The sequence below is a fragment of the Arthrobacter sp. CJL-S3 genome (assembly GCF_056711635.1).
Genome location: NZ_CM160046.1, coordinates 2,883,176 through 2,901,902, shown reverse-complemented (window position 1 = coordinate 2,901,902; position 18,727 = coordinate 2,883,176). Strand labels below are relative to the sequence as shown.

At 67.8% G+C, this 18,727-nt stretch carries 14 protein-coding genes; 10 read left to right on the top strand and 4 right to left on the bottom strand.

Annotated elements, in window-relative coordinates; all coding sequences use genetic code 11:
• Window positions 1-126: 126 nt before the first annotated feature.
• Window positions 127-3,915, bottom strand: a complete 3,789-nt coding sequence (locus tag AC06G6_RS13195; RefSeq protein ID WP_479822723.1) for a multifunctional oxoglutarate decarboxylase/oxoglutarate dehydrogenase thiamine pyrophosphate-binding subunit/dihydrolipoyllysine-residue succinyltransferase subunit — start codon at window positions 3,913-3,915, stop codon at window positions 127-129.
• 304 nt (window positions 3,916-4,219) lie between these two features.
• Between AC06G6_RS13195 and AC06G6_RS13190 the strand changes: the two genes are divergently transcribed.
• From AC06G6_RS13190 to AC06G6_RS13155, 8 genes are all read left to right on the top strand, one after another.
• A complete protein-coding gene (locus AC06G6_RS13190) occupies window positions 4,220-5,722 on the top strand; it encodes a GuaB1 family IMP dehydrogenase-related protein (protein ID WP_479822721.1) in 1,503 nt (500 codons plus the stop codon).
• 352 nt (window positions 5,723-6,074) lie between these two features.
• Window positions 6,075-7,412 carry a hemolysin family protein gene (locus tag AC06G6_RS13185; RefSeq protein WP_479822719.1) on the top strand — a complete coding sequence of 446 codons (1,338 nt, stop codon included), beginning with the start codon at window positions 6,075-6,077 and terminating at the stop codon, window positions 7,410-7,412.
• On the top strand, window positions 7,409-8,473 hold the full coding sequence (locus AC06G6_RS13180; protein WP_479822717.1) for a hemolysin family protein: 1,065 nt from the start codon (window positions 7,409-7,411) through the stop codon (window positions 8,471-8,473). The genes AC06G6_RS13185 and AC06G6_RS13180 overlap by 4 nt, the downstream gene beginning before the upstream one ends.
• Before the next feature lie 99 nt (window positions 8,474-8,572).
• A complete protein-coding gene (locus AC06G6_RS13175) occupies window positions 8,573-9,544 on the top strand; it encodes a metal ABC transporter solute-binding protein, Zn/Mn family (protein WP_479822715.1) in 972 nt (323 codons plus the stop codon).
• 54 nt (window positions 9,545-9,598) lie between these two features.
• The gene (locus AC06G6_RS13170; RefSeq protein ID WP_479822713.1) at window positions 9,599-10,414 is read left to right on the top strand and encodes a metal ABC transporter ATP-binding protein; all 816 of its coding nucleotides are present in this window, start codon (window positions 9,599-9,601) and stop codon (window positions 10,412-10,414) included.
• Window positions 10,415-11,305 carry a metal ABC transporter permease gene (locus AC06G6_RS13165; RefSeq protein WP_479822710.1) on the top strand — a complete coding sequence of 297 codons (891 nt, stop codon included), beginning with the start codon at window positions 10,415-10,417 and terminating at the stop codon, window positions 11,303-11,305.
• Window positions 11,306-11,399: 94 nt separating this feature from the next.
• Window positions 11,400-12,029: a TetR/AcrR family transcriptional regulator gene (locus AC06G6_RS13160; RefSeq protein WP_479822708.1), complete on the top strand. Its 630-nt coding sequence runs from the start codon at window positions 11,400-11,402 to the stop codon at window positions 12,027-12,029.
• Window positions 12,026-13,651 (top strand): MDR family MFS transporter, encoded by a 1,626-nt coding sequence (locus tag AC06G6_RS13155; protein ID WP_479822706.1) that lies wholly within the window; start codon window positions 12,026-12,028, stop codon window positions 13,649-13,651. The genes AC06G6_RS13160 and AC06G6_RS13155 overlap by 4 nt, the downstream gene beginning before the upstream one ends.
• Here AC06G6_RS13155 and AC06G6_RS13150 read toward each other — a convergent pair.
• Window positions 13,648-14,106, bottom strand: a complete 459-nt coding sequence (locus AC06G6_RS13150) for a Fur family transcriptional regulator (RefSeq protein ID WP_479828669.1) — start codon at window positions 14,104-14,106, stop codon at window positions 13,648-13,650. The two genes, AC06G6_RS13155 and AC06G6_RS13150, sit on opposite strands and share 4 nt — an antisense overlap.
• 105 nt (window positions 14,107-14,211) lie before the next feature.
• On the opposite strand from AC06G6_RS13150, the gene AC06G6_RS13145 reads away from it, so the two are divergent.
• A complete protein-coding gene (locus tag AC06G6_RS13145; RefSeq protein WP_479822704.1) occupies window positions 14,212-14,868 on the top strand; it encodes an MBL fold metallo-hydrolase in 657 nt (218 codons plus the stop codon).
• Window positions 14,869-14,879: 11 nt separating this feature from the next.
• Here AC06G6_RS13145 and AC06G6_RS13140 read toward each other — a convergent pair whose 3' ends face one another.
• Complete coding sequence (locus AC06G6_RS13140; protein ID WP_479822702.1) at window positions 14,880-16,013, bottom strand: PLP-dependent cysteine synthase family protein; 1,134 nt, start codon at window positions 16,011-16,013, stop codon at window positions 14,880-14,882.
• A gap of 48 nt (window positions 16,014-16,061) precedes the next feature.
• On the opposite strand from AC06G6_RS13140, the gene AC06G6_RS13135 reads away from it, so the two are divergent.
• Window positions 16,062-16,934, top strand: coding sequence for a sulfurtransferase (locus tag AC06G6_RS13135; RefSeq protein ID WP_479822700.1), 873 nt, complete (start codon window positions 16,062-16,064; stop codon window positions 16,932-16,934).
• 124 nt (window positions 16,935-17,058) lie between these two features.
• On the opposite strand, the gene AC06G6_RS13130 is transcribed toward AC06G6_RS13135, so the two are convergent.
• The gene (locus AC06G6_RS13130; RefSeq protein ID WP_479822698.1) at window positions 17,059-18,639 is read right to left on the bottom strand and encodes an HNH endonuclease; all 1,581 of its coding nucleotides are present in this window, start codon (window positions 18,637-18,639) and stop codon (window positions 17,059-17,061) included.
• Between the last annotated feature and the right edge of the window lie 88 nt (window positions 18,640-18,727).

Below are 18,727 nucleotides of genomic sequence, written 5' to 3'. Positions count from 1 at the left end.
CTACCTCTTCACTTCAGAGCGTCCATTAGCCGTCCCCACCATCCGCGATGGAGGGGACAAAGCCGGTTAAACAACGGTGCCCGGCCGGAGTTGCGTATTTCCATCTCCGGCCGGGCAGCGCTGACCTTACTTACGTGCGAAAGCCTGCTTGAGCAGCGAGTCCTGCTCGGCTGCGTGGCGTTTCATCGACCCTGCCGCGGTGGAAGCCGAGGCGGGGCGGGAAACCAGGCGGACCCGGCGGTCCAGGGCGTCCGGCAGGTTGAGGCCGATGAACGGCCACGGGCCCTGGTTGGCGGGCTCGTCCTGTGCCCAGACGACCTCGGCGTTCGGGTACTTGGCAAGCTCGGCGGCAATCTCGGCGGCCGGCAGCGGGTAAAGCTGCTCGACCCGGACGATCGCCGTCGTCTTGTCACCGGTCTTCTGCCGGGTGGACAGCAGATCGTAGTAGAGGCGGCCGGACACCAGCAGGACACGCTCGACGGCGTCACCCTGCAGCTGCTCGTGCTCGGGGATGACCGTCCGGAAGGTGCCGGTGGTGAAATCCTCCACCGACGACGCCGCGGCCTTGAGGCGGAGCAGCTGTTTCGGCGTGAAGATGATCAGCGGCTTCCGCGGCCGGCTGTACGCCTGGCGGCGCAGCAGGTGGAAGTGCGACGCCGAGGTCGTGGGGTTGGCCACGATCATGTTCTCTTCGGCGCACATCAGCAGGAAGCGCTCGATCCGGGCGGAGGAGTGGTCCGGTCCCTGGCCCTCGTAGCCGTGCGGCAGCATCAGCACGAGCGAGGAGCTCTGACCCCACTTCTGCTCGGCCGAGGAGATGAACTCGTCGATGATGGTCTGCGCGCCGTTGACGAAGTCACCGAACTGCGCTTCCCAGAGCACCAGGGCATCCGGGCGTTCCACCGAGTAGCCGTACTCGAAGCCCATGGCCGCATATTCCGACAGCAGGGAGTCGTAGATCCAGAGTTTGGCCTGGTCGTCGGAGAGGTGGGCCAGGGGCAGCCATTCGTCGCCGTTGGCGCGGTCGTGGAAGACGGCGTGGCGCTGCACGAACGTGCCGCGGCGCGAGTCCTGGCCGGCGAGCCGGACGGGAACGCCCTCCATGATGAGCGATCCGAAGGCGGCCAGTTCGCCGAAGCCCCAGTCGATGCCGCCTTCACGGGACATCACTTCACGCTTCTCCAGCAGCTGCTTGAGCTTGGCGTGGACCGTGAAGCCCTCGGGGATATCGATGTGGGCCTTGCCGATGCGTGCAAGGGTCTCGGCGGAAATCGCCGTCGAGGCCGGGGCGCTGGTGCCGGAATCGGCCTGCTGGGCCAGCGGGCGCTCCAGATCGGACACCGCGGCGGAATCCACCTTGATGATCGGGATCGGGGAGGTCTGCGCGGCGTGGGTTTCGGCGAAGACACGCTCCAGCCGTTCCTGGTAGTCCCGGAGCAGCTGTTCGGCCTCTTCCTCGGTGATGTCACCGCGGCCGATCAGGGATTCGGTGTACAGCTTGCGGACCGAACGCTTGGCCTCGATCAGGTTGTACATCAGCGGCTGGGTCATCGAGGGGTCGTCGCCCTCGTTGTGGCCCCGCCGGCGGTAGCAGACCATGTCGATGACAACGTCCTTATGGAACCGCTGGCGGAACTCGTAGGCGAGCTGTCCAAGGCGGACCACGGCTTCCGGATCATCGCCGTTCACGTGGAACACCGGCGCCTGGATCATCTTGGCGACGTCCGTGGAGTAGGTGGAGGAACGCGACGACGACGGGGCGGTGGTGAAGCCGACCTGGTTGTTGACCACGATGTGGATGGTGCCGCCGGTGCGGTAGCCGCGCAGCTGGGAGAGGTTGAGCGTCTCCGCCACGACGCCCTGGCCTGCGAAGGCGGCGTCGCCGTGCACCATGATCGGCAGCACGGGGAAGGCTTCGCCCTGGTCGAGGCGGTCCTGCTTGGCGCGGACGATGCCTTCGAGGACGGGGTCCACGGCCTCGAGGTGGGACGGGTTGGCGGCGAGGTAGACCTTGGTCTCCTTGCCGTTGTCCGAGGTGAAGGTGCCCTCGGTGCCGAGGTGGTACTTCACGTCGCCGGAGCCCTGCACGGAGCGCGGGTCCTGGGTGCCTTCGAATTCGCGGAAGACCTGGGCGTAGGTCTTGCCGGCGATGTTCGTGAGCACGTTGAGCCGGCCACGGTGGGCCATGCCGATCGCCACTTCGTCGAGTTCGTCGTCGGCCGCGTCGGAGATGATGGCGTCCAGCAGCGGGATCAGCGACTCGCCGCCCTCGAGCGAGAAGCGCTTCTGGCCGACGAACTTCGTCTGCAGGAAGGTCTCGAAGGCCTCGGCGGCGTTGAGCTTGGAGACGATGCGGAGCTGCTCGTCGCGGCTCGGCTTGGAGTACGGGTGCTCGATCTGGTCCTGGAACCACTTGCGTTCTTCCGGGTCCTGGATGTGCATGTATTCGATGCCAGCTGTGCGGCAGTACGCGTCGCGGAGCACGCCGAGGATGTCGCGGAAGGTGAGCATGGGCTTGCCGCCGAATCCGCCGGTGGGCCACTCGCGGTCCAGGTCCCACAGCGTGAGGCCGTAGGTCAGGACGTCGAGGTCCGGGTGCTTGCGCTGCACGTACTCGAGCGGGTCGGTGTCCGCCATGAGGTGGCCGCGGACGCGGTAGGCGTGGATGAGCTGCTGGATCCGGGCGACCTTGTTGATCTCGTCGGCCGGGTCCACCTGCAGGTCCGGGCTCCAGCGCACGGGCTCGTAGGGGATGCGCAGGGATTCGAAGATCTCGTCGTAGAAGTTCTGCGCGCCGAGCAGGAGCTGGTGCACAAGCTTCAGGAACTCGCCGCTGCCGGCACCCTGGATGACGCGGTGGTCATAGGTGGAGGTCAGCGTGAGGACCTTGCTGATGGCGTTGTGCGCAATGATCTTCGCGCTGGCGCCCTGGAACTCGGCCGGGTAGTCCAGTGCTCCGACGCCGATGATGGCGGCCTGGCCCTTGGACAGGCGCGGCACCGAGTGCACGGTGCCGATGCCGCCGGGGTTGGTCAGCGAGACCGTGGTGCCGGAGTGGTCGTCGGCCGTCAGCTTGCCGGCGCGGGCACGCTTGATCAGGTCCTCGTACGTGTGCCAGAACTCGGAGAAGTTGAGGGTCTCCGCCTTCTTGATGTTGGGCACCATCAGCAGGCGGGAGCCGTCGGGCTTCGGCATGTCGATGGCAATGCCGAAGTTCACGTGCGCCGGCTGGACCGCGACAGGCTTGCCGTCGACCTCATCGTAATAAACGTTCATCGACGGGAACTGGGCCAGGGCGCGGATGACGGCGTAGCCGATCAGGTGCGTAAAGGACACCTTGCCGCCGCGGGCACGGGCCAGGTTGGAGTTGATGACGACGCGGTTGTCGATCAGCAGCTTCGCCGGGATCGCCCGCACGCTGGTGGCGGTCGGAACCTCCAGGCTGGTGATCATGTTGGTGGCGATGGCCTTGGCCGGTCCGCGGAGGACGGATACGACGTCTTCCTCGGGCGCCGTCGGGGCCTTGATGTTCTTGGGGAGCTGGGCCGGGATCGGCGCGGTGCCGGGGCCGGCGTCCGAGGTCTTGGAGCCGTCGCGGGCAACGGTGGCCGGGGCCTTCTTCGCCGGGGCGGGGGCCGGTGCGGCGGGGGCAGGGGCGGGCGCCGGCGGCTGCGTTGCCGCCGCGGCAGCCGGGGCTACTACGGGAAGTTCGCGGGTGGCGGGGTGCGCAACTGTCGCTGCGCCTGAGGCTCCGTTGGTGGACGAGCTGTCGTCGGCGCCGAAAGATTCGAACAAGGGCCACCACTTGGCGTCCACCGTGTTCTTGTCCTGCTGATACCGCTCGTACAGTTCGTCAACGAGCCACTCGTTTCCGCCAAATTCCTCTGGTAGACGGTGGCTAGGCTGCTCTGGCACTTGAATTACGCCTCTTCCATGAGTTTGATTCCCACTGGTTTCACGGTGCCTTAGCACGACGATTGAACCAGTCTCCGCGTCCAGTGAACCCAGACCTCTGCCAGTCTAGTGACGATTCTTGCCAAACCGCCAATAAGGGTGACTCAAATCATGAAGTCGCCTCAACGCGCCGTCACGGCACCCCATCCTGCCCTCCTGAGCCGCCCGCAGCGGCCGCCCGGACCGGTGCCGGGACGCGTCGAAAGCCTCGCTAGAATCACACTGAGAACCCGTTGAGCACCGGAATGCCATTTAAGGAGCAGCCGTGCGTTTCCTGACCGAGCCCACCACCGACCTGACCTACTCGGACCTCTTCCTTGTACCGTCCCGTTCCGACGTCACCTCCCGGCTGGACGTGGACCTTGCGGCGGACGACGGGACCGGTTCCGCGATTCCCCTCGTCGCGGCCAACATGACCGCGGTGACGGGCAAGCGCATGGCCGAGACCATGGCCCGGCGCGGCGGGCTGGCGGTCCTGCCGCAGGACGTGCCGCTCGATGTGATCCGCGACGTCACGTCCTGGATCAAGACCCGCCACCCCGTCCTGGAAACCCCGGTCACACTGTCGCCGGCCGACACAGTCATTGATGCCCTGCACCTGATGGGAAAGCGCCCGCACGGGGCAGTCATGGTCGTCGATGACTCCGGTGCCGTCACCGGCATCGTCCGTGCCGCCGACTGTGAGGGCCAGGACCGGTTCGCCTCGCTCGCCTCGGTGATGCGCCACCAGCCGCTGGTGCTGGACGCGGCACTGCTGGAAGACGCCCCCGACGGCGGCGGGTCCGGCAACGGGTCCGGCGGCGGGACCGGCACCGGGCCCGGGGCCGGGCTGCGCCGCGCCTTCGACGCGATGGACGCCGCCGGGACCGACTTCGCGCCGGTGCAGCGGGACGGCGTCCTGGCCGGCGTCCTGACCCGGAAGGGCGCCCTGCGCTCCACGCTGTACCGGCCCTCGCTGGACCCGGCCGGCCGGCTCAAGGTGGCCGCCGCCGTCGGGATCAACGGCGATGTCGCCGGGCGCGCCGCGGAACTTCTGGCCGCCGGGGTCAACGTGCTGGTCCTCGACACCGCGCACGGCCACCAGCAGAAGATGTTTGATGCCCTGGCCGCGGTGAAGGGGCTCAATCCCGGTGTGCCCGTGGTGGCAGGGAACGTGGTCACGGCGGAGGCGACCCGCGAACTCATCCAGGCCGGCGCGGACATCGTCAAGGTCGGCGTGGGGCCCGGGGCGATGTGCACGACGCGCATGATGACGGCCGTGGGCCGGCCGCAGTTCTCCGCTGTGCTCGAGTGCTCCGCGGCCGCGCGGGCTGCCGGCGGGCGCGTGTGGGCCGACGGCGGCGTCCGCTACCCGCGCGACGTCGCGCTGGCCCTGGCGGCCGGCGCCAGCCAGGTGATGATCGGATCCTGGTTTGCCGGCACGCACGAGAGCCCCGGGGACCTGCAGCAGGACGCCACCGGGCGGCAGTTCAAGGAAAGCTTCGGGATGGCGTCCGCCCGCGCCGTGCAGAACCGCAACCAGCGCGAGGGAGCCTTCGAAAAGGACCGCAAGGCCCTCTTCGAGGAAGGCATTTCCACCTCCCGGATGTTCATCGATCCGGCGCGGCCCGGCGTGGAGGACCTGCTGGACATGATCACGGCCGGGCTCCGCAGCTCGATGAGCTACGCCGGCGCTGCGGATCTTGCACAGTTCCGGGAACGCGCCGTGGCGGGGATCCAGTCCGCAGCCGGGTATGAGGAAGGCCGTCCGGTCCCGCAGAGCTGGTGAGCCGCGGCGCCGGCGGAGCGGCCGCCGTCGGGCGTCACCTGCGGTGTCCGACGGCGGCCGGCGCCCCCCGCTCCTGTAGACTGAAACTCTTATGGACAGTAAATCTAGGTGCCGGCCTGGGGGCTGTCAGGCGGGAACGGAAACCGTTCCCGCGCAGTCCACCCGAAGAGCCGGCAAACCCCGTTCACGCGCCCATCACTCCCCGGCGGCACGCCAGCCAAGTGCCTTTCAGAAACCCGGGACCTTCCAGGAAACAGGGTCGGCCGCGGCCGACCATCCTCCGCCGGGCCCGTCCCCGCACCCCGGCAGCCGGGCGCCACGCCGCGCCGCCGCACCGGAAGCAGGCCGCTAAATGGAGTGGCTTCTTCTCGGAGCAGGTCTGCTGCTCATCCTCGGAACCGGCTTCTTTGTAGCCGTTGAATTTTCCCTTGTGGCCCTCGACCAGGCCACCGTCCAGCGGGCCGTGGATGACGGCGATACCGCCGCCGCGCCCCTGCTCAAATGCCTCAAGTCCCTGTCCACGCAGCTCTCCAGCTGCCAGCTGGGCATCACCATCACCACCCTGCTCACCGGCTACGTCATGGAGCCGTCGGTGGGCAAACTGCTCGAAGCCCCGCTGGGCGCCCTGGGCCTGCCGGAAGCGGCAGTTTCCTCCGTGTCGCTGGTTATGGCGATGGCCTTCGCGACCCTCCTGTCCATGCTGATCGGCGAGCTGGTCCCGAAAAACATGGCCATTGCGCTCTCGTTCCAGGTCGGCAAAGCCCTCGCCCGGCCGCAGCTGATGTTCACGGCGGTCTTCAAACCCGCCATTGTGGTGCTCAACGGCTTCTCCAACAAGGTGCTCAACATCTTCGGCCTGGAGGCCAAGGAGGAGATTTCGGGTGCCCGGACACCGGCCGAGCTGGCCTCCCTCGTGCGCCGCTCGGCGGCGATGGGAACCCTCGACGCCGGGACCGCCAACTTCATCGCCCGGACCCTGAAGTTCTCGGGCCGGACAGCGGCGGACGTCATGACTCCCCGCATCCGGGTCGAGACCATCGACGGGGACCAGCCGGTCTCCGACATTGTGGAGGCCGCACGCCGCACCGGTTACTCGCGCTTCCCGGTCATCGGGGAATCCTCGGACGACATCCGCGGCGTGGTGCACATCAAGAAGGCCATCGCCGTACCCTCAAGCCGGCGCGCCAAGCTGGAGGCCGGTGCCATCATGACCGATGTGCTCCGCGTTCCGGAAACTATTCACCTGGATGCCCTGCTGGCCGAACTGCGCGAAGGCAATCTGCAGCTGGCCGTGGTCCTGGATGAGTACGGCGGCACCGCCGGCATCGCCACCCTGGAGGATCTGGTCGAGGAAATCGTCGGGGAAGTGGCCGACGAGCACGACAAGGTCCGCCCGGGGCTGCTGCAGAGCGCATCGGGGGACTGGTACTTCCCGGGGCTGCTTCGCCCCGATGAACTCTCCGAACAGATCCCGGGCCTGACCGTGCCCGACGAGTCTGCCTACGAAACGGTGGGGGGCTACGTCATGAGCAAGTTGGGCCGGATCGCAGCGGTGGGGGACACGGTCGACGTCGACGGCGGCACCCTGGCCGTCACCCGCATGGACGGGCGCAGGATTGACCGGATCTGCTTCAAGCCGGTCCGCGTGCACCACGGGGAGCACTCCAACGGCCAGGTCGGTGCCGCATGAGCGACTGGGCGGGAATCCTCTGGCTGGTGGTGCTGCTGCTCGGCAACGCCTTCTTCGTTGGTGCCGAATTCGCAGTCATGTCCGCGCGCCGGAGCCAGATCGAGCCGCTCGCCGAGGCGGGATCCAAGCGGGCTCAAACTACTCTGCGGGCGATGGAAAACGTATCGCTGATGCTCGCCTGCGCTCAGCTCGGGATCACGGTCTGCTCGCTGCTGATCCTGCAGGTGGCCGAACCGGCCATCCACCACCTGATGGCCGTGCCGCTGGAGGCGGCTGGCATCCCGGTGGAAATCGCCGACATTGTCGCCTTCGCCGTCGCCCTGCTGCTGGTCACCTTCCTGCACGTCACCATCGGCGAGATGGTCCCGAAGAACATTTCGGTCTCCGTGGCGGACAAGGCAGCCCTGCTGCTGGCTCCGCCGCTGATGTTCATCGCCCGGCTGGTGAAACCGGTGATCGTGGCGCTCAACTGGTCCGCGAACCACATCCTGAAACTGATGCGGATCGAGCCGAAGGATGAGGTCACCTCCTCCTTCACGCTCGAGGAAGTCCAGTCGATCGTGCAGGAATCCACCCGCCACGGGCTCGTGGACGACGACGCCGGACTCATCACCGGTGCACTGGAGTTCTCCGAACACACCGCGGCCGACGTGATGGTCCCGCTCGACAAGCTCGTGATGATGAAATCGAACACCACTCCGGTGGAGTTCGAGAAGGCCGTGAGCCGCACCGGGTTCTCCCGTTTCCCGATGCTCGACGACGACGGGATGCTCTCCGGCTACCTGCACATCAAGGACGTGCTCTCCATCCCCGACGCGGCGTATCACCAGCCGATCGCGGAGAGCCACATCCGGTCCTTGGCGAACCTGGCGATGGACGACGAAATCGAGAAGGCCATGTCCGTCATGCAGCGGACCGGCTCGCACCTGGCCCGCGTGATCGGCCCCGACGGTCTCACCCAGGGCGTCCTTTTCCTGGAGGACGTCATAGAGCAGCTCGTCGGCGAGATCCGGGACGCCACCCAGGCCACCGGCTACCGGAGGCTCGGCCAGGACCAGTAGCCGCCGGTGTATCCCTAAATAGGAATCATTCCTATTTAGGGATACACTCGGAGCTGTTGCTATTGCTCCTGATTCTCAATAACAGATCCGAGGTCTTCCGTGCACCGTCCCGCTGCCCGTGCCATCGCCGCCGCTTTTGCCGGCGCCACCCTGCTGCTGACGGCCTGCACCCCGACGTCGGGAAACTCCGCCTCCGGGAATTCCGCCGGTGCCGGCGACGGAATCGTCGAGGTGGTCGCCTCCACCAGCGTCTACGGGGACATCGTCAGCACCATCGGCGCGGACAAGGTGCGGGTCAACTCCATCATCACGCGCACCAGCCAGGACCCGCACTCCTACGAGGCCACCACACAGGACAAGCTGGCGGTGTCCAAAGCCGAACTCGTGGTCGAAAACGGCGGCGGATACGACAGCTTCATCCACAAACTCGCGGACGACACGGGGCTGGACCACGCCAACGTCCTGAATGCCGTGGAGCTGTCCGGGCTCGCCCCGGAAGAGACCGCAGACCCGTCCGCCACCGCCGACGGCCACGGCCACGAATATGCCGGATTCAACGAGCACGTCTGGTACAGCCTGCCGGCCATGGCACGGGTGGCTGACGCGGTCGCGGCCAAGCTCGGCGAGCTGGAACCGTCCTCCGCCGAGACTTTCCGCAGTAACGCCGCAGCCTTCAAGGAGTCTCTCGGCGGCCTCGACACCAAACTCGCGGGAATCAAGGCGTCCGCCGGTGAAGCGCCCGTCGCCGTGACGGAACCGGTGCCGCTCTACCTGCTCGAAGCCGTAGGACTGGAAAACCAGACCCCGGATGAGTACACCGCAGCGATCGAAGAAGACACCGATGTTCCGCCCGCCGTGCTGAAGGCAACCACCGACCTGATGGGCTCGGGCAGCATCAGGCTGCTGGCCTACAACCAGCAGACCGAAGGCCCGCAGACGGTCGCCGTCAAGGACGCGGCGGCAGCAGCCGGCGTCCCGGTGGTGAACTTCAGCGAGACCCTGCCGGAGGGCAAGTCCTACCTGCAGTGGATGACGGACAACGTCGACAACATCGGCAAGGCACTGGCCTAAGATTAGCTGGACAGCGTGAGCCGGCGGCTTGTGCAGAATTCGAGGAAAGCCAAGTTGACACCCGTAGTGAGCCTCCGTGGCGCCTCCCTTGCGTTCGGCAAGCGCACGCTGTGGGAGGGCCTGGATCTGGACATCAACCCGGGTGAATTCTTCGCTGTCCTCGGACCCAACGGCAGCGGCAAAACGACGTTCCTCAAGGTGCTGCTGGGCCTGCAGGAGCTGAGCTCCGGCACGGCCATGCTCGCGGGACGGCCCGTGGAGCGCGGCAGCCGGGGGATCGGCTACGTCCCGCAGCAGAAGTCCTTCGACCCCGACACGCCGCTGCGCGCCCGCGACCTCGTTGGGCTCGGCGTCGACGGCCACCGCTGGGGGCTCCGGCTCGGCGCCGCGAAAGTGAACCGCAGAATCGATGAGCTCCTCGATCTGGTGGGAGCCGCCGATTACGCACGCGTCCCCGTCGGGCAGCTCTCCGGCGGCGAACAGCAGCGGTTACGGGTGGCGCAGGCCCTTGCCACCGATCCCAAGGTGCTGCTCTGCGATGAGCCCCTGCTGTCCCTCGACCTGCAGCACCAGCAGGCCGTGAGTGCCCTGATCAACAAACAATGCCACGACCAGGACAGCGCCGTGGTGTTCGTGACGCACGAAATCAACCCGATCATGGACTACGTGGACCGGGTGCTGTACCTGGCCGGCGGACGCTTCCGGGTGGGCCCGCCGGAAGAGGTCATGACCACCGAAGTCCTGTCCGACCTTTACGGCAGCCACGTCGAAGTGATCAACGCCAACGGACGGCTGATCGTCGTCGGACTGCCGGACGCCACAACGCACCACCACGAGGACGCCCACGCGGTGGCGGGGGAGATGGGCTAGATGGACCTGGACAGCCTGCTCAATTCAATCTTCAACTTCGAAAACTACGGCGAACTCCTCGCGCTGGTGCAGAACTCCCTCTGGGCGGGTGCGGTGCTGGGCCTGCTGGGCGGGCTGATCGGCACCTTCGTGATGAAGCGTGACCTGGCCTTCGCCGTCCATGGAATCTCAGAGCTGTCCTTTGCCGGCGCGGCCTTTGCCCTGCTCATCGGGGCCGACATCGTCCTGGGCTCCCTGGTGGGATCGGTCCTGGCGGCGCTCCTGCTGGGCCTGCTGGGCGTCCGCGCCCGGGACAAGAACTCGATCATCGGGGTCATCATGCCGTTCGGGCTGGGCCTGGGCATCCTGTTCCTCTCCCTGTACGAGGGGCGCGCCGCCAACAAGTTCGGCCTGCTCACCGGCCAGATCGTATCCGTCGGAACCGTCCAGCTCCAGGTCCTGGCCATCGCCGCCGTCGTGGTGATGATTGCCCTGGTGGCGATCTGGCGTCCGCTGACCTTCGCCAGCGTGGATCCCGACGTCGCCTCGGCCCGCGGGGTGCCGGTGCGGGCGCTGGCCATCGGGTTTATGCTGCTGCTCGGCGTCAGCGTGGCGCTCTCCATCCAGATCGTCGGCGCCCTGCTTGTGCTGGCGCTGCTGATCACTCCCGCGGCGGCGGCCATGCGCGTGACGTCTTCGCCCCGGCTGGTGGTGATTCTCAGCGTGGCCTTCGCCATGACGGCCACCGTCGGCGGCATCCTGCTGGCCCTCGGCGGCCGGATTCCCATCAGCCCGTACGTGACCACGCTGTCCTTCCTGATCTACGTCGTCTGCCGGGTTATCGGCGGGATCCGTGCCAAGCGCGGGATCAACGGCCGGGTGCTGCGCAGCGCGGCAGTGCCAGCCGCCTGAGCCGGCCTGACCTGCGGACCCTCCCCGGGGGCATTAGTGCATCACTGCAAGAATGCATTTGTGCAATCTTTGCAGTCGTGCAATTCTTTAACCCATGACTGCCGCCGCTCCTGTGCCCCTGCGTGAGCGCAAAAAAGCCGAGACCTGGACCGCCCTCCATGAGGCGGCCGCCTCGCTTGCCCTGCGAGACGGCGTGGACCAGACCACAGTGGAGGCCATCGCCTCCAGTGCCGGCGTCTCCCCGCGGACCTTCTTCAACTATTTTCCGGTGAAGGAAGACGCGATCGTGGGGTTGCGTGAGCCTGTCCTCGACGAGGAACAACTGTCCCGAATCTCCACCACGGCCGATGATTTGGTCGGGCAGGTGTCGCGGCTGCTGATGACGGTCGCCTGGACGGCGATCGGGGGCACCGACCGCACCCGCCGCCGCCAACTGATTGCCCGGTACCCCAACCTGGGCCGCCGCCATATGGACTACATGGTCAAGGCCGAGAGGCTCGTCACCCAGGGGATCTCCGGCGTGCTGGCCCGGGACCCGTCCTGGACGGACGGTGCCGAGGGCTTCAGTCCGGAGGAGGCCGCGCGCATGCTGGTCATGATCGCCGGCGTTCCCATCCGCTTCAATCTTTCGTCAGCTGACTACGACCCCGTCGAGGGAATCTCCGAGGAGACCCTCGAACCGTCGTTGACACTGCTCCACCATTTACTAAGGAAACTTTCATGACCAAGCACGCTGTCCCCGCAGCGGGACCGGCCGAAGGAAAGCAGCACATGGTGCTGCTCTTCGTGGGCCTGATGCTCTCGATGCTCCTGGCCGCCCTGAACCAGACCGTGCTCAGTACAGCCCTGCCCACGATCGTGGGCGAACTCCACGGCGTCAGCGACATGCTCTGGGTCATCACCGCCTTCATTCTCGCCTCCACCATCACCATGCCCATCTACGGCAAACTCGGTGACCTGATGGGACGCAAGGCCCTGCTGATGGCTGCCATCATCCTGTTCATGATCGGGTCCGTCATCGGCGGCCTGGCCAACGACATGGGCGTGCTGATCACCGCACGGGTAGTCCAAGGACTCGGCGGCGGCGGGCTGATGATCCTGTCGCAGGCCGTGATCGCCGACGTCGTACCGCCCCGCGAACGCGGGAAGTACATGGGCATGATGGGCGGCGTCTTCGCCATTGCCTCCGTTGCCGGCCCGCTGCTGGGCGGCTGGTTTACCGAGGGGCCCGGCTGGCGGTGGGTGTTCTGGATCAACATCCCGCTGGGACTGCTTGCGCTGGCCGGCGCCGTGTTCTTCCTCAAGCTTCCGAAGCACAGCGGCAAACCGCGGCTGGACCTCGGCGGGATGCTGTTGCTGGCGATCGCCACGACCTGCCTCGTGCTGTTTGCCACCTGGGGCGGCAGCAAGTACGCGTGGAGCGACCCTGTCATCCTCGCGCTGATCGCCGGTACGGTTCTCAGCGCGGTCGCCTTCGTCCTGGTGGAGCGCCGCACGGCCGAGCCGATCATCCCGCTGCACCTGTTCAAGGACCTCAACTTCAATCTTGCGACGGTCGCCGGCCTGCTGATCGGCGTGGCCATGTTCGGCGCCATCGGCTACCTGCCGACGTACCTGCAGATGGCATTCAGCGTCAACGCCACCGAATCCGGGCTGCTGATGATCCCGATGATGGGCGCCCTGCTGGTTGCCTCGGTGGTCTCCGGGCAGATGGTCAGCCGGACCGGCCGCTACAAGTGGATGCCGATTGCGGGCGGCGTGCTGGTCGCCGTCGCCCTCGTGCTGCTCTCCACCCTCCAGCCGGGAGCACCGCTCTGGGAAATCTGCGCCTACCTGGCCGTGATGGGACTGGGCCTGGGGCTGAGCATGCAGATCATGGTGCTCATCGTGCAGAACTCCTTCCCGCTGCGCGAAGTCGGCACCGCGACGGCGTCGAACAACTTCTTCCGGCAGATCGGCGCCACCCTCGGCTCCGCCGTCGTCGGCAGCCTCTTCGCGAGCCGGCTGGCCCAGCTGCTGGCCGAACGTCTTCCGGCCTCGGCCGCCGGCGGCGGCGCGCCCGGAGGATCAAACTCGCTGACTCCGGCGGTGGTCAGCCAGCTGCCCGCGCCGATCAAGGAGGCCATCATTTCCTCCTACAACGACGCGCTGACACCCATCTTCGTCTGGATGGTTCCGCTGGCGCTGGTCGCCGCCGTACTGATGTGCTTTGTCAAGCAAAAGCCGCTGGCCACCGCCATTGAGCACGACGTTCTGTCCGAATCCATTTCGGAGGGCAACATCCTGATCACCGCCGACGACGCCGACGACGAGGCCCAAGTTCCGGCCAGCAGGGCCAAGGTCTAGCCGGCAGCCCGGGCCGTGCAGTCCGGGCACAGCCCGAAGATCTCGACCGTGTGTTCGACCGAGGTGAAGCCGTGCTCGGTTGCCGTCCGTGCGGCCCAGGCCTCCACCGCGGGTGCCTCGACCTCAACGGCCTTGCCGCAGCTGCGGCACAGCAGATGGTGGTGGTGGCCGGTGACGGCGCAACGCCGGTACACGGCCTCGCCGTCGGCGTTCCGGAGGACGTCCACCAGGCCCTCGTCCGCGAGGGACTGCAGAATCCGGTAGGACGTGGCCAGGGACACCGAGGTGCCGCGGTCCTGCAGGATGCGGTGCAGCTCCTGGGTGCTGACGAAGTCCGTCAGTTCGTCGAGGACGGCGCTGACGGCGACGCGCTGCTTGGTGACGCGCTGCTCCTTGGCCGCGGCAGGAGCCGGCACCGTGGCCCGGCTGCCGTCGGTTGTGGCGCCGTGGGACATCGTGGAACTCGCTTCGCTGGTGGTCTCGATACGGGGTGGTGGCAAGGTCCCAGATTACCAGCCGGGCGCGTGGACACCGCCGGGGCGGGACCCTAGGCTGGCTAGATGTTGCTGACGAAGTTCACGCATGCCTGTGTCCGGCTCGAGAAGGACGGCAAGGTGCTGGTGTTCGATCCGGGGAACTTCTCCGAGACCGACCAGGCCCTCGCCGGTGCCGACGCCGTGCTGATCACCCACGAACATGCCGACCACATCGACGTCGACGCCGTCGCTGCCGCACTGTCGGCCGGCACGTCCCTGCAGCTGTACGCGCCGGTCGGCGTCGCGGCACAACTGCGCGACAAGGCCCCCGGCGCCGGGCCGCGGATCCATGCCGTCGCCCCCGGCGAGGATTTTGAGACGGCAGGGTTCTCCGTCCGGTGCTTTGGCGGGCAGCACGCGCTGATCCATCCGCAGATTCCGGTGGTGGCCAACATCGGCTACTTCGTGGACTCCAACGTCTACCACCCGGGAGATTCGTTCATCGTGCCCGACGGCGCGGACGTCCGGACGCTGCTGGTGCCGATCCACGCGCCCTGGAACAAGGTGGGGGAGGTGGTCGACTTCGTGATCGGAGTCCGCGCCCCCAAAGCCTTCCCGATCCACGACGCGCTGCTCAACGACAACGGGCGCGGCATCGTGGAAGGGCACGTGACCCGGATCGGCGCCAAGTACGGCACCGAATACCGGCACCTCTCCAGCGGGGACAGCGTCGAGGTCTAGGTCCAGTTCAACTAGGACGACCGGGCCGGCCAGACGCCGGTGGCGAAGAATTCCCGGATCGTCGCTTCATGCGGTGCGGGGTCCAGGCCCTGGGACTGCAGCCACTGCGGGTTGTAGTAGTTCCCGGCGTAGCGGTCTCCGCCGTCGCACATCAGCGACACGACGCTGCCGCGGCGGCCCTGGTCGATCATGTCCGCGATGAGCTGCCAGACGCCCCACAAGTTGGTGCCGGTGGAGGGTCCGGCGTGCAAGCCGGCGTGCTCGAGCAGATGGCGCATCGCGGCCACCGAGGCCGCGTCCGGGACCTGGACCATGTGGTCGATGACGGCCGGGACAAAGCTGGGTTCCAGCCGTGCCCGGCCGATTCCCTCGATCCGGGAAGGCAGGCCCGCCGGGGCCGCGGCGGGGTCCGCCGTATCGGAGGGGCGTCCGCCGTCGGCAGCCTGGCGGCTTTCCAGCCAGCCGGGGTAGAACGCGGAGTTCTCCGGATCCACGACGGCGAGTTCCGTGTCGTGGCGGTGGTACCGCAAGTAGCGGCCGATGGTGGCGCTGGTGCCGCCGGTGCCGGCGCCCACCACAATCCAGCGGGGGATCGGGTGCTCCTCCAGGGCCAGCTGGTCGAAGATGGACTCGGCGATGTTGTTGTTGCCGCGCCAGTCGGTGGCCCGTTCGGCGTAGGTGAACTGGTCCATGTAGTGCCCGCGGGTGCTCCGGGCGAGTTCCGCGGCAGCCTCGTAGACCTCCGAGGGGTGGTCCACGAGCAGGCAGGAGCCGCCGAACTGCTCGATCAGGGCGATTTTCTCCCGGCTGGTGGTCCGGGCCATCACCGCAATGAACGGCAGCCCCAGCAGCTGGGCGAAATAGGCTTCCGACACCGCCGTGCTGCCGCTGGAGGCCTCAACGATGGTGGTGCCCTCCGAGATCCAGCCGTTGACCAGGCCGAAGAGGAACAGCGAGCGGGCCAGCCGGTGCTTCAGGCTGCCGGTCCGGTGCGTTGACTCGTCCTTGAGGTAGAGCTGGACACCCCACTGCTGGGGCAGCGGGACTGCGTACAGGTGGGTGTCCGCGGACCGGTTGTTCTCCGCGTTGATTCTGCGGATGGCCTCGGCGGCCCACGCCCTGTCCTGCTGTCGCCCTCTGATCACCGCACCAGCCTACCCGCGGCGGCAGATTCCGATGGATAGAGTTGGCGGATGCAGACCCTCATGGATGTAGCCACCTTGAAGGACCGGCTGGACGCAGCCGACAACACCGGCGGGCGGACCGTGGTGCTGGATGTGCGCTGGGCGCTCGGCGACCCGCACGGCCGGGACCACTACCTTGCCGGACACCTCCCCGGCGCCGTCTTCGTGGACCTCGCCACCGAACTGGCCGGACCCGCAGATCCGGGCCGCGGCCGGCACCCGCTCCCGACCCTGGACCAGTTCCAAGCAACCGTCCGCTCCTGGGGCGTCCGCAGCGGTGACGTCGTGGTGGCCTATGACGACAGCGGCAACCAGGCCGCCGCGCGGCTCTGGTGGATGCTGCGGAACGCCGGCTTTGCCGACGTTTACCTGCTCGACGGCGGACTGGCCGCCTGGCGCGGGGCGGGCTTCGGCGTCGAAAGCGGCGAACGCCACGCAGTGCCCGGGGACGTTGTGCTGACGGGCGGTGCCATGCCCATGATCGACGCCGGAGAGGCGGCCTCCTGGGGACAGCGGGGACTGCTGCTGGACGCCCGGGCGGGGGAGCGGTACCGGGGCGACTTCGAACCGGTGGACCCGCGGGCCGGCCATATCCCTGGAGCCGTAAGCGCCCCCACCACCGGAAACCTCGGAGCCGACGGCAGGTTCCTGTCCCCGGCGGCCTTGCGGGAGCGCTTTACCGGCCTGGGAGTGCGCGCCGACGTCCCCACCGCTGTCTACTGCGGTTCCGGCGTCACGGCAGCCCACGAAATTGCGGCCCTCGAAATCGCCGGATTCCCTGCCGCGCTCTATCCGGGGTCATTCTCGGAATGGTCCAACAACGACTCGAACCCCGTTGTCACCGGGGATGCACCCTACGCCGACGGCACCGCCGCGGACTAAGCGGAGTCCGACGGCGGCACCATCCAGGCAGGCCGGCCGCGCTGCAGGTTGCTTCTGCAGGCAGCCGGTTATTTGTTCGGGCTGTCGGCCCTTTGTTCAGCTGCGGGGCTCCACGGTTGTTTGGTCAGGCCGCGGGTTGGTCTTGTCTTCGGGTGCGGTGGATGTCGTTGGCTCGGCGGTGGCGTTGGCGGCGGTGGTCCGGGCTTTTGGCCGCGGCCAGGTCCGCGTTCGGTTCGGCGTGGCGGAGAGGGGTTCCCGGCAGGGGCGGTGTTCCCGGCAGGGGCGGGGCGGTGGAGTGGTAGATGTGGCCGGTGGGGGTGGTGACGTCGAGGGTGTGTCGGGGTCCGGGGCGTGGTCTGGAGGACCAGCCGGGGGTTTCTTTGGTGTGGTTGCAGGCCTCGCAGAGTCCGGCGCCGTTGTCCTGGGTGGTGGTGCCGTCATGGTGCCAAGGGATGATGTGGTCGAAGTGTCTGATGGGGGCGTCGCAGAAGGGGGTGCGGCAGGTGTCGTCGCGGGCGGTGAGGAAGCGGCGGAGCCCGGCCGGGAAGAGCCGGGCGCGGGAGTCGAGGGTGGTGAGCTCGCCGGTGCCGGGGGCGGTGTAGAGCCGGCGGAGCCAGACGTTCATGGCCCTGTCCCCGGTGCTGTTCAAGGCGGCATCCCCGGCGGCGGTGTCCCCGGGCTGGGTACCGGTTCCCGCGGCGCCCTGTCCCGCCGCACGCGCCGCTCCGAGTTCAGCCGCGGCGGTTCCCGCGTCTTTTCCGGCGTTGGTGAGGAGGTCGCGGGCCCAGCCGGCGGGGACGATGCCGTAGCCGGGGAGGCGGGCGGGTTCGCTGTCGCCCTGGAAGAGGGTGCGGTCGGTCATGACGAGCTGGATTTCGATCCCGCTGATCCCGCCGGCTTTTCCGGTGGCGCGTTCGATGAGGGTGTCGGCCATGAGCTGCCCGCGGGTGCGGGGGTCTCCGGCGGAACGGAGGGTGTCGGCGTGCCGGGTGAGGCCGGCGTAGACGGCGACCCCGGCCGCGACGGGGAGCAGGGCGGTGAGGTAGCACATGGTGTCCGGGGCCGGGCGGAGGCTGACGTGCCGTTCGGTGCTCGCGTGGCTGGCGCGCTGGGTGACCGAGCGCGGGTCCCGCCGGTACGCCGCGGCCCGGGCCGCGGCGATGATTCCCCGGTCCCCGGCGCCGTCGAAGGTCCCGGCGTCGGCCGCGAGCTCCTCGTCGACAGCGGCCCGTTCCTCCGCGGACAGGCACGCGGTTTCCCGCACCAGCAGGGTGGCGCGCCATTCGTTGAGCTGCCCGGTGTCCAGGGCCGTGAGGGTGTGGGGCATTTCGGTGACGAGGGCTTTCGCCAGGCCCAGGAGCCGGCCGCCGCGGGCCGGGGATTCCCGCCGGGCCAGGGCGATCTGCGCGCCGACCCCGGAGCCCAGCTCCGCGGCCGGTATCCCACGGTCCCGCTGTTCGCGGCGCTGGAGCAGGTCGAAGGCGACGGACAGGCGGGCCTGGCGGGCAGCCAGGGCAGACTTTTGGTCCTCCAGGGACCGGATTTCAGCAATCAAACGCGCACCGTCCAGCTCCGGCACGTCCCCGGACGGCCGGACAGCGGCCAGCGAACGGGCCGCATCCAGAACTGTCACCTGTTCTGGCTGAGCCTGTCTTGGCTGAGCTTGTTCTGGCTGAGGCTGGTCGGGCCCCTGATTGCCGTCCATGGAACCACGCTATCGGGCACCTCCGACACTAAGACGCCGGCTGATCCGGCGTAGGCATCTCCACGGCTTCCCCGCCCGATTGGCACCG